We start from the raw sequence: 11,839 nt of genomic DNA, 5'->3' as shown, positions 1-11,839 counted from the left end.
CCCGACGTAATCCACCCGTCAGGCCTTCGGGTAGAGCGACAGGATTCCGAGGTTCAGGTCGGACGTGCGCGGCGCCCGCGGCGGGCTGGCGGCTCGCCGGTGCCAAGCACGTACGACGTGGCGAGATGGTTCCAGCCACAACTTTGGCAGACCTCAACCACATAGACCCGGAATTCGCTGTATTCGGCGGCCATCTCAGCCAATTCAGAGGTCCGCTTGACCCGTCCCGCGTACTGTCCGAGTTCGTCTCCGTACACATAGGTCACGTGTGTGACATTCGTCTTACGGCAGATCGGGCAGCGTTCTTCGGTGGGCTCACCGTGATACTTGGCCGCGCGGAGCAGGTACGGATGGGCGTCGCAGGCGTCCGCCATCGTGGTGTGGCCGGACCGCACCGACGCGAGGGCGGCGCGCCGGGCAAGCGCGTAGTCCACAACGGAGCGTCGGGTGGCTGTGCCTGCTGCCATAGATCCAGTATCGCGCGGAGGGCAATCCCCACACCGCCGGATACGCGATCGCCCGCTATCAGGGCTCTATGGCCAAGCGCACATGAACGGCCGGTTGCCTGCCGGGGAACAGTGGCCTATGCTGAGAATCGTTGGGCCGATATATCGGACCGAGATATCGGCAAGAGATATCGTCTAGATACACACAAGCCTACCCACCGGGGGAGATGCCGTGGGCCGGAACCGGACTGCCGTCCTTGAGTTCGCCGTCCTTGGGCTGTTGCACCGAACGCCCATGCATGGCTACGAGCTCAGCAAGCAGCTCAACATGCTGCTCGGCACGTTCCGCGCGCTCTCATACGGCACCCTGTACCCCTGCCTGACCAAGCTGTACGCCGAGGGCCTGATCGCCAAGGAAGGCGACGAGCCCGGTGCGGACATCAGGCCGGTCAGGGCACCGGGCAGGTCGAAGATCGTCTACCGGCTGACCGCCGAGGGCAAGGAGCGGTTCCAGGACCTGCTCATCAACTCGGGCCCCGCCGCGTGGGAGGACGACGAGTTCGGCGTCCACTTCGCCTTCTTCGGCCAGACAAGGGCGGACATCCGGCTGCGCATTCTCGAGGGCAGGCGGAGCCGTCTCGAAGACCGGGTGGAAGGGCTGCGCGCGGCGCTCGCGCGCACCCGCGAGCGCGTTGACAGCTACACGCTCGAACTACAGCGGCACGGCCTCGAAGCCGTGGAGCGCGATGTCCGCTGGCTGAATGAGCTGATCGCCGAAGAGCGGCGGTCGGAGGCAACGACCGGTGCCGCGGGCGGACCCTACCCGCCAGCGGCCCCGATTTCCATAGATCCCGGAACTAAAGATCGCAGAAGCGAGAAGGAGTCATCCTGATGGGTGCTGTGCCTGCTAAAACCGTGCGCGTTGCCATCGTGGGGGTGGGCAACTGCGCGAGCTCGCTCATCCAGGGTCTCGAATATTACAAGGACGCCGCCGATGACGCCCGCGTCCCGGGCCTCATGCACGTTCGCTTTGGCGACTATCACGTGTCAGACGTCGAGGTGGTCGCCGCCTTCGACGTGGACGCCAAGAAGGTCGGGCTCGACATCGCCGAGGCGATCTTCGCCAGCGAGAACAACACGATCAAGTTCTCCGACGTGGCACCGACCGGCGTGATCGTCCAGCGCGGCCACACGCTCGATGGCCTCGGCGAGTACTACCGGGAGATCATCACCGAGTCCGACGACCAGCCGGTCGACGTGGTCGCGGCGCTGCGCGAGGCCCAGGCCGACGTGCTCGTCTGCTACCTGCCCGTCGGCTCCGAGGAGGCGGACCGCTTCTACGCCCAGTGCGCCATCGACGCCAAGGTGGGCTTCGTCAACGCGCTGCCGGTGTTCATCGCCTCCGACCCCGTGTGGGCCGCGAAGTTCACCGAGGCCGGCGTCCCGATCGTGGGCGACGACATCAAGTCCCAGGTCGGCGCGACCATCACGCACCGCGTGCTCGCCAAGCTGTTCGAGGACCGCGGCGTTGAGCTGCTGCGCACCTACCAGCTCAACTTCGGCGGGAACATGGACTTCATGAACATGCTGGAGCGCAAGCGCCTGCAGTCCAAGAAGATCTCCAAGACCCAGTCGGTGACCTCGCAGATCCCGCATGAGATGGCGAAGGCCGACGTGCACATCGGCCCGTCGGACCACGTGCCGTGGCTGGACGACCGCAAGTTCGCCTACGTCCGCCTTGAGGGCAAGTCCTTCGGCGACACCCCGCTGAACCTGGAGTACAAGCTCGAGGTCTGGGACTCACCGAACTCGGCCGGCGTCATCATCGACGCGCTGCGCGCCTGCAAGATCGCCAAGGACCGCGGCATCGGCGGCCCGATCACCTCGGCGAGCTCCTACTTCATGAAGTCACCGCCGGAGCAGTTCGACGACAGCACCTGCCGCGACCTGGTGGAGAAGTTCATCAAGGGCGAGGTCGAGCGCTAGTTCCCTGCGGCTAAGTCCGCGACATCGGATGGCGGGCGCACGCCATGATGGTGGATAGTTCTCCACACTCGTATGTGGAGAACTATCCACCATCACCGTTCCTAGGGTCTGAGAGGCCGCCCGGATAAGCTGATCCCGTGTCCGCACGGGGAAACGAGAACGCGGCAACAGGGGAAGCGGGATCGCAGGAGACACCGCAGGAAACCACGCGGCGGTCCTCCTTCTGGGCCGATCTCAAGTCGGTGCTCGCCGAACGGGACTTCCGCAAGCTCTTCGCCGCCCGCCTGGTCAGCCAGGGCGGCGACGGCGTCTTCAACGCCGGGTTCGCCGCCTACGCCTTCTTCTCCGCGCAGTCCTTCCCGAGCCCGACGGCGGCGGTCTACGCGTTCACCGTGCTCTACGTGCCGTATTCGCTGATCGGTCCCTTCGCCGGCGTGTTCATCGACCGCTGGTCGCGGCGGCAGATCATCGTCTACGGCGCGCTGATCCGCGCCGCGATGGTCGCCATCGCCGGCTTTGTCGTGCTCGGCGGGCAGACCGGGGTTCCGCTCTACATCAGCGCACTCGCCGTGCTCGGCGTGAACCGGTTCTTCCTGTCCGCCGTCTCCGCTGGCACGCCGCACGTGGTCCCGCCCGGCAAGCTGGTCATGGCCAACGCGGTCGGCCCCACCTCCGGCACGATAATCGGCTTCGTCGGCGGCGTGGTGGGCCTCGGCGTCCACCTCGTCACCGGCGGCGGCCTACTGGGTTCCGCGGCCACCCTCTGGTTCGCCGGACTCTGCTATATCGCCGCAAGCCTAGTCGGCACCCGGATGGACAGGGGCCTGCTCGGCCCCGACAAGTCCGTCAAGCGAGAGATGCGGGCAGCCACCCTCGGCAGCGACCTCAAGGACGTGGTGGCCGGCTTGGCAGGCGGACTCAAGCACCTCGCGGAGAAGCGGAGGGCGTCCTACGCGCTCGGCGTGATCGCCATGCAGCGGGCACTGTACGGCACGCTGCTCGTCGCGGCGCTGCTGCTTTACCGCAACTACTTCTTCCATGGCGGCAACGGCAACAAGGCTCTTGGCAGCGTCACGCTGCTCGTGATCACCTCAGCGATCGGGTTTGGCCTTGCCGCCGTGATCACGCCCCAGGGCGTGAAACGGCTCTCCAAGGACCAGTGGATCGCCCTGTGGCTGCTCATCGGCGGGATCGTCACGATCCTGCTCGCCCCCACCTTCAACAAGTACACGTACCTGGCCCTCGGCTTCATGCTCGGACTGTCCGCGCAGTGCGTGAAGATCTGCGTGGACACCACCGTGCAGGAGACGGTCGACGACGCGTACATGGGCCGGGTGTTCTCGCTCTACGACATGCTCTTCAACGTGGCCTACGTCCTCGGGCCAGCGATCGCCATCCCGTTCCTGCCGAGCACGGGCAAGTCGTATCTCGTCGTGCTGGTCGTCGGCGCGCTTTACGTCGCGACCGCGGCGCTTTACGCGATGCTCACCGTTCAGGGGCGGGCGGCGCAATCCCCTCCCGCTCGGCCCACGCAAGCAGCTCGGCGGTAGCCCGCTCGGTGCCGAGCTCACCATGCTCGAGCCGGAGTTCGAGCAGGTAGTTCCACGCCTTGCCGACCAGCGGGCCCGGCTTGAGCCCGAGGATCCGCATGATCTCCCCGCCGTCGAGGTCGGGCCGGATCTTGTCCAGCTCCTCCTGCTCGCGCAGCACCTCGATGCGCGCCTCGAGCGCGTCGTAGGTCGCCGCGAGCCGCGCCGCCTTCCTCGCGTTGCGCGTGGTGCAGTCGGCCCTGGTCAGCGCGTGCAGCCGGGTCAGCAGCGGCCCCGCATCCCGCACGTAGCGGCGGACCGCTGAGTCATTCCAGTCGCCATCGCCGTACCCGTGGAAGCGCAGGTGCAGCTCGATGAGACGGGAGACGTTATCGATGACCTCGTTGGGAAACCGCAGCGCGGTGAGCCGCTTGCGGGCAATCTTGGCACCGACCACCTCGTGGTGGTGGAAGGCCACCTTGCCGCCCGGCAGCAGCGACCGGGTGGCCGGCTTGCCGATGTCGTGCAGGAGCGCCGCCAGCCGCAGCACGAGATCGGGCCCGAGACCGTAGCGCGGTTCCAGGTCGATCGCCTGGCGCAGCACGATCAGCGAGTGCGTGTAGACGTCCTTGTGCCGGTGGTGCTCGTCGACTTCCATGCGCAGCGCGGGCAGCTCAGGCAGCACGGTCTGGGCCACTCCGGTCCGCACGAGCAGGTCAATCCCCGCCTCAGGCGTCGCCGTCAGCATGAGCTTGGACAGCTCATCGGTGATCCGCTCCGCCGACACGATCGACAGCCGCGAGGCCATCTCGCCCATCGCCGCCTGCACGTCCGCGGCCACGGTGAAGCCGAGCCTGGCGGCGAACCGGGCCGCGCGCAGGATGCGCAGCGGATCGTCGGAGAAGGAGTCCTCTGGCCTACCTGGCGTCCTTAGTACCTTTTCCTTCAGCGCGGCGAGCCCGCCGAACGGGTCGACAAGCTCGAAGGAGGGCAGCCGCGCGGCCATCGCGTTGATCGTGAAGTCCCGCCGCTCCAGGTCTGCCACCAGCGATGTGCCGTACTTCACCTCCGGCTTGCGCGAGTTGCGGTCGTAGGCCTCGCTCCGGTACGTGGTGATCTCGAAGATCTCGTTCCGCTTGCGCAGGCCGATCGTGCCGAACTCGATGCCCACCGTCCACGTCTTGTCCGCCCAGGCCTTAGTGATCTCGAGCACCCGCTCTGGCACCGCGTCGGTGGTCAGGTCGAGGTCGGGTGGCGTGCCGCGAAGGAACACGTCCCGCACCGGGCCGCCGACGAGCGCCAGCTCGTGGCCCGCCGCGGCGAACAACTCGCCAAGTTCGGCCACGGTGGGTGAGGTATTGGCACGCAGCAGGACTGCGGCGGCCCTACGCTGGTCGGCGGTCAAGGTAGCCTTCTGGGCGACGGAGGTGGAATCTGACACGGGCATTGAGGGTATCTAGCCCATTCCTTTCCGGCGAACGGTCATAACATGCCAACCGTGCGCTCCGTCGTTCGTGCCCTCGGCACGCTGATCGCTGTGTTGCTTGTCGCCGTCGGCCCGGTCCTTGCGGTCCCCGCCGCGCGTGCGTCCGCAGCGGCGGAGGTCGAACAACGATCATCCGGAACGGTTGCGGCTTCCTCGCACACCCTCGCGATTTCGATCACCGGGATGACCCCGCGGACGGCGACTCAGAACTCCACGGTCACGCTGCGCGGGACGCTTGCCAACCATACCGGCTCGGCGGTCTCCGGGGTCACCGTGCAGGCGAACACCAGCACGTCGGTGTTCAATACCCGGGCGGAGATGGCCGCCTTCGCCGACAGCGATGCCTATCCCTACCTCATCCAGGCGGCAGGACTACCTGAGACGATCGCCTCGGTTCCCAGCGGCGCTACCGTCTCTTGGTCCGTTTCATTCGACGCTGGCGTCTACTACGACCACTTCGGCGTATTTCCCGTCCGGGTCTCGGCCGCCACCGCGGACGGACGATACCGCGAGACCGCGCGCACCTTTGTGCCCTTCTGGCCAAGCGACAAGACGCAGCAGCCGGCTGGGCTTCAGGTGGCCTGGATCTGGCCGCTCACCGACACACCGCAGCAGGGGGCGTGCTTGAACACGCTCACCACCTCCGAGCTTGCCGGGTCGGTTTCCGCGGGCGGCCGGCTTTCCACGCTGCTCGACGCAGGCGCCGCCTGGGCGCAAAAAGACAACCTGACCTGGAGCATTGACCCGGCACTGCTGTCCGACGTGTCGGTGATGACCAGGGGCTACCACACCTTCGGCGGTGCCGATTGCACCGGGCGGTCCGCTGAGAAGCCGAGCAAGGATGCCGCGGACTGGCTCCTCCAGCTGCAGCGGACCACTGCGGGGCAGCCGGCCTTCCTAACCTCCTACGCCAACGTGGACGTCGCGGCGCTCAGCCATGCCGGCATGGACGCGAACATCAGGTCCGCCTACCAGGTAGGAAGGACCGTGGCCGGCCAGATTCTGCCCCATACGTTCGGGCCGAAGGGAACCGGCACCGGCGACGGGGCGGTGCTGCGGGCAGCATCGCCGGCCGACGGCCTGGCCGACCGCGGCGTGCTGACCAGCCTCGCGAACGACGCGGGAATCAACACCCTGGTGCTGGCAAGCGGCGAGGCACACGCGCGGCCATCGGCAGATGGCTGGGACGACGCGCTCAGCCGGACGACGAGCGACACCGGGAAGTCGGTCCCCGTGCTGCTCGCCGACTCGAGGCTGACCACCCTGCTCGGCACCGCCTCGTCGTCGGCGTCGGCGGCCAAGCAGTTCGCCCTCATCCAGGACTTCCTCGCGCAGACCGCGATGATCATGAATGAGGGTCCTAGCCTGGCGCGTACCCTGGTCGTCGCGCCGCCGGCCGGCTGGGACCCCTCGCCGGCCGAGGCCAACGGGCTGCTCTCCGTCACGCGGGAGCCGTGGCTGCACGCGGTGTCCCTGCACGCGCTCGCCGGCCAGGCGGCGCACGTGCCGTCCAGGCCGCTGAAGGCGAAGCAGGTCAGCGGGGCCGAGTTGTCCGCTTCCTACCTGGACCAGGTCCGGACGGTCGGCAACAGCGCCTCGCTGTTCAAGAACCTTCTCTACCAGCCGACCGTCCCGATGACGAACCGTCTCGCGGCGGCGGTGGCCGCGACCGCGTCTTCGGCATGGCGCGGCGCGGGCGAGCCGGCCGGGGCGCTGGCGACGACGATGCTGTCCGGCTACCTCGCTGACTCGGAAAACAAGGTCAAGATCATCACGAGCCAGAAGGTCCTGCTTGCCGGGACAACTGGCGAAGCACCGGTGTCTGTGCTCAACGGCCTCACCTGGCCGGTTCAGGTCCGGGTGGTGGCGACGGCGCCGGAGGGCAGCCAGCTCGAGGTGGGCTCCTTGTCGAAGCCCCTCAACGTGCCGCCGCACCAGACGGGCACTGTCCGGCTTGCGTTGCATTCCGGCACCATAGGAACTACCACAGTGCAGCTACAGTTGGTGACACAGAACGGGTCGCCACTGGGGACGGCACGGCCACTGAGCGTCGAGGTGACGCGATTCGGCAGGTCGCTGCTCATCATCATCGGCGCCGCACTGGGGATTCTCGTGCTTACGTCGGCGTACCGGTTGCGCAGGAAGCGGAACGCCGCCGGCGGACACCGTGGCAGCCCTGACGATACCGCCAATGCTGGAGGCGCCGGATGACCAGGCCGACGAGGCCCGCCGGCGGGCCGCCATTCCCCGATGACAATGACCCGCAGGAATCGGGTCAGCCTCGCTTCACGCCGCGGGAGCAGCCCTACCCGCCGCCACCGCCGCCGCCGCCAGCCCAGCAGCAGCCATACGACGCGCCGCCGCCGCACGGCGCGCAGCCATACGACGTGGCGCCGCCACCGCAGCAGCCGTCCTTCAGGCCCCCGCCGCCGGGATTCCCGCCGGGCGGACAGCAGCCGTACCCGCCGCCACCGCCGCCGCCACGGGGCGCAGCGCAGGGGCCTTCGTTTACCCCGCGCCAGCCATCGGAAGGCGACCGGCAGGGACCACGGCACGGCCGTGGCAGGGGCGGCAGTCCGCGGCCGAGCTTCACGCCACGCGAGGACTACGTGCCGCCAGCGGGCGGCCGCGAGCGGCCCTCGCCGGCGCCGACGGCGTTCCTGCCCCCGGTGCCCGCCGGCTACCCGCAGCCGTCGTTCCAGCCATTCGACTTCCCCGGGGCGCCGCCCCGGCCGGCGCCGCGGTTCGTGCCGGCCGACCGCGACGCGCCGCAGGCCGACCAGGACAACAGGACCAGAGTCCTCGAGCCGGATACCGGCCTGCCCTCGACCGGGCCGCAGCGAGCCGCGGACACTTCACCGAACCTCGCCAGGTCGAGCAAGGCGATGGCGCTCGGCACGGTGGTGTCCAGAGGGACCGGGTTCCTGCGCACATTCGTGCTCCTGTACGCGCTCGGCTTGGGTACCACCGCCAACGCCTACAACACGGCCAACACGCTGCCGAACACCATCTACTACCTGATGCTCGGCGGCGTCTTCACCTCGGTCGTGGTGCCCATGCTGGTCCGCGCCGCCAAGGAGGACCCGGACCGGGGCGAGGGGTACGCGCGGCGGATCTACTCATTCGGCGTGATCTGCCTGCTGCTGGTGACCGTCGTCGCCACCCTGTTCGCCCAGCCGATCGCCAGCCTCTATGGCGGCAACCTGTCGCGGCCGAACGAATATCACCTCACGGTGGTGTTCGCCTACTTCTTCATCGCGCAGATCTTCTTCTACGGGATGGACTCGCTGCTCGGCGCCATCCTCAACGTGCGCGGCCGGTTCGGCGCCAACATGTGGACGCCGGTCATCAACAACGTCGTGGTGATCCTCGTCGTCCTCATCTTCATCGTGACCGTCGGGAGGCCGGGCGCCAGTTCCGCCACCATCTCCAGCTACGGCGTCGCCCTGCTTGGTATCGGCACCACGCTCGGCATCGTGATCCAGTCGATCGCGCTGTTCCCGGTGATGTGGCGCGCCGGGTTCAGCATGCGACTGGTCTTCGACTTCCGGCGGGCCGAGATCGGCGAGATCGGGCGGATGTCGGGCTGGATGTTCGGCTACGTGTTCACCCAGTGGCTCGGCAACCTGGTGGTGACACGGGTGGCGAACTCCGCGCCCGCCAGCAACGGAATCTCCGCCTATGCCAACGCGTATCAGCTGTTCCAGCTGCCGTACGCCATCGTTGGCATCTCCGTCATCAGCGCGCTGCTGCCGCGGATGAGCGGTCATGCCAATGACCGGCGGTACTCCCTGGTCCGCGAAGACTTCTCCAAGGGCGTGCGGCTGGCGTCGGTGATCGTGGTGCCGGCCGCGGTGTTCCTCGCGGTGCTCGGCTCGCCGTTGTGCGAGTTCCTGTTCGCCCATGGGCAGCAGACCAGTGTGCAGGATGCCAGGTACATCGGCGAAGTGTTCGGCGCGTTCTGCCTCGGCCTGCTGCCGTTCATGCTGACGCAGCTGCAGCTGCGGGTGTTCTACTCGTTCCACGAGAGCAAGACCCCTGCCGTCATCGGCATGCTCATGCTCGTGGTCGGCGTGATCGGCTACATGGTGGCGCGGGTGGCGCTGTCGCCCCCGCACATCGTGATCGGGCTCGCCTTCGCCTTTGACATCATGACGCTGGCCGGCGCGATCATCGCCTGGCCGCTGCTGCTGCGACGGGTGGGCTCGCTCGACGGCTGGCGGATCACCAGGTCGCTTGTCCGCATGCTCCTCGCCACCCTGCCCGGCCTGCTGTTCGCCTTCGTAGTCATGGCGGTGGTGGGCTCGTTCTTGCACCAGGGAGCCGTTTACGGCCTGGTGGTCACGGTAGTTGGAGGCGGCGGGGCGTTGCTGCTCTACGCGCTCTGCTGCCGGATTTTCGGCATCGAGGAATACCGCACTCTGATGCGGACCGTTCTCGGCAGATTCGGGTAGGCAACGGGATGACGCGAGTTGCGATGACGGGGCGGTGACCGGTTGCCGAACATCTGGGGTACACGGCCGAACCCGCGCGTGCACGGCGTGTCCGGGTATGCGACATTGGCAGTAGTCGCATATAACGTTAGGGCGGCCTGTGGAGCGCCTTGCGCCGGTCGCCGGGTTACCACGAGTGGCGCACATTACCATGGGACGGTGACCGTGGTATTTCCCGGGGCTGGAAGGAGGCCGAGAGCCGGCTCCGCTCTTGACGCGACGTATGAGCACGTACATCTCTGAACCAGGCACCCGGCTCGCCGGACGCTACAGGCTCGTCGACCAGGTGTCGGCGGGCAATGGCTGGACCCAGTGGAAGGCCATCGACGAGACGCTGGCGCGTCCGGTCTCGGTTCTCACGTTCGCGCAGGGCTTCCCCAGGATCTCGCAGGTCGTCACCGCCGCCCGCGCGGCGAGCAGGCTGACGGACCCGCGCATGGCCCAGGTCTTCGACGTCGAGGACGGCGGCGGCCAGGCCTACATAGTGCTCGAATGGGTGGGCGGCGACTCACTCGGCGACATGCTCGACGGCGGGACGCTCGAGCCGGCCCGCGCCTGCTCGCTGATCAGTGACGCGTCCCGGGCCATCGCCGGCGCCCATGCCGTCGGCCAGGCCCACCTGCGGCTGACACCGGACGCCGTCCGCTGGACCCGCGGCAGTGGCGTCAAGATCACCGGGCTTGGCATCGACGCCGCGCTGGCCGGCGATGGCCTGACCGGTCCCGCGGCCCACGACCCGTCGGTCGCGGACACGACAGCCCTTGCCGCGCTGCTCTACGCGGCGCTCACCGGCTACTGGCCGGGGGAAGAGCCGACCAGGCTGCCCGCCGCTCCCGTTTCCGATGGCGTGGTCTGCACGCCGCGCCAGGTCTCCGCCGACGTCTCGTCCCCACTCGACAGCGTGATCACCCGCGCCTTGCTGCAGCGTCCCACCAGGCAGGGCCCGCCGATCCAGTCGCCAGGCGATTTCGCGGACGCCCTCGCCATGGTGGCACCGCCGCCGCCGCTCCCCGAGCCCGCACCAGCCGCACCTCCTGGGTACCAGGACCGGCGCGGCTATGAGGGCTACGGCTACGCGGACCCGAACAACCCCGACACCTGGCAGACAGACCGCGGGCACGGCGGCACCGCCCCGTATCCGCCGCCGTCCAGCGCGTTCCCGATGGCGGCCTACGGCGGAGGCGCGCAGTACACCGGGGCGCAGCGGCCCGCGGCCGACTTCCAGGGCCGCGAGCGCGGCGGCCCAAGCCGGGTCATGCTCGCGGTCGTCATAGTGCTCGTGCTCGCCGTGATCGGGGCAACGGTGTGGGCAATCGGTTTCCGCAAGTCCGGGACGCCGTCGGCGGGCGGTGGCTCGCACCCGTCCACTTCGGCACCCGCCGCGGCGGGGAGCACGGTGCTCACGCCGACCGGGGTGAGCACGTTCAACATCCTCGGCACGGACAACGAGGACGGCTCCACGGCACAGCAGGCGATCGACGGCAGCCTCTCGACCGCCTGGGCGACGTCCTATTACCTCGACAACCCGAAGTTCGGCGGAATCAAAACGGGAACCGGGCTGCTCATCGACATGGGCAAGCAGGTGCGGCTCAGCCAGGTCGAGGTGCTGTTCGGCACGGACGGCGCCACGACGGCCGAGATCTACCTCGGCAACTCCGCTGCCATGTCGAAGGGCGCGCTGAGCAACTTCACGCGAGTGTCGCCGTCCGCCTCAGCGACAGGCAAGCACGACTTCCCCGTCAGCAGCCCGGCCACCGGCCGTTACGTGCTGATCTGGCTCACAAGCCTGCCCAAGCTGCCGAAGACGCCCTCTGGTGCCAAACCAGGGCACACGTATTACCAGGCCTCCATTTACAACGTCGTGGTGCGCGGCAGCGCCGCCTCCGGATCCTCCTGACG

8 protein-coding genes are annotated in these 11,839 nt (G+C 68.1%); 6 read left to right on the top strand and 2 right to left on the bottom strand.

All coding sequences use genetic code 11. The annotated features are described in order from the left end of the window. Window positions 1–53: 53 nt before the first annotated feature. Window positions 54–467, bottom strand: a complete 414-nt coding sequence (locus tag EAS64_RS30250) for a DUF5318 family protein (protein WP_145858581.1) — start codon at window positions 465–467, stop codon at window positions 54–56. A 211-nt stretch (window positions 468–678) separates the two neighbouring features. On the opposite strand from EAS64_RS30250, the gene EAS64_RS30245 reads away from it, so the two are divergent. The 3 genes from EAS64_RS30245 (at window position 679) to EAS64_RS30235 (ending at window position 3,982) form a co-directional block, all read left to right on the top strand. Continuing rightward, on the top strand, window positions 679–1,338 hold the full coding sequence (locus tag EAS64_RS30245) for a PadR family transcriptional regulator (RefSeq protein ID WP_187366280.1): 660 nt from the start codon (window positions 679–681) through the stop codon (window positions 1,336–1,338). Beyond that, window positions 1,338–2,432 (top strand): inositol-3-phosphate synthase, encoded by a 1,095-nt coding sequence (locus tag EAS64_RS30240; protein WP_145858579.1) that lies wholly within the window; start codon window positions 1,338–1,340, stop codon window positions 2,430–2,432. Before EAS64_RS30245 ends, EAS64_RS30240 begins: the two co-directional genes overlap by 1 nt. A 137-nt stretch (window positions 2,433–2,569) precedes the next feature. Next, window positions 2,570–3,982: an MFS transporter gene (locus tag EAS64_RS30235; RefSeq protein ID WP_145858578.1), complete on the top strand. Its 1,413-nt coding sequence runs from the start codon at window positions 2,570–2,572 to the stop codon at window positions 3,980–3,982. Here EAS64_RS30235 and EAS64_RS30230 read toward each other — a convergent pair. After that, window positions 3,918–5,408 carry a CCA tRNA nucleotidyltransferase gene (locus EAS64_RS30230; RefSeq protein WP_145858576.1) on the bottom strand — a complete coding sequence of 497 codons (1,491 nt, stop codon included), beginning with the start codon at window positions 5,406–5,408 and terminating at the stop codon, window positions 3,918–3,920. The two genes, EAS64_RS30235 and EAS64_RS30230, sit on opposite strands and share 65 nt — an antisense overlap. Before the next feature lie 51 nt (window positions 5,409–5,459). Here EAS64_RS30230 and EAS64_RS30225 point away from each other — a divergent pair, with 51 nt between their 5' ends. The 3 genes from EAS64_RS30225 (at window position 5,460) to EAS64_RS43940 (ending at window position 11,837) form a co-directional block, all read left to right on the top strand. Next, the gene (locus EAS64_RS30225) at window positions 5,460–7,658 is read left to right on the top strand and encodes a DUF6049 family protein (protein WP_145858574.1); all 2,199 of its coding nucleotides are present in this window, start codon (window positions 5,460–5,462) and stop codon (window positions 7,656–7,658) included. After that, entirely contained in the window at window positions 7,655–9,901 is a 2,247-nt protein-coding gene (murJ, locus tag EAS64_RS30220; protein WP_145858572.1) for a murein biosynthesis integral membrane protein MurJ, read from the top strand. The genes EAS64_RS30225 and murJ overlap by 4 nt, the downstream gene beginning before the upstream one ends. A gap of 262 nt (window positions 9,902–10,163) precedes the next feature. Next, window positions 10,164–11,837: a protein kinase family protein gene (locus tag EAS64_RS43940; RefSeq protein ID WP_187366279.1), complete on the top strand. Its 1,674-nt coding sequence runs from the start codon at window positions 10,164–10,166 to the stop codon at window positions 11,835–11,837. The last annotated feature ends 2 nt before the right edge of the window (window positions 11,838–11,839 follow it).

This window comes from Trebonia kvetii, assembly GCF_007827045.1.
In the GTDB taxonomy this organism is placed as follows: domain Bacteria; phylum Actinomycetota; class Actinomycetes; order Streptosporangiales; family Streptosporangiaceae; genus Trebonia; species Trebonia kvetii.
This window is presented reverse-complemented; position numbering and strand designations above follow the sequence as displayed.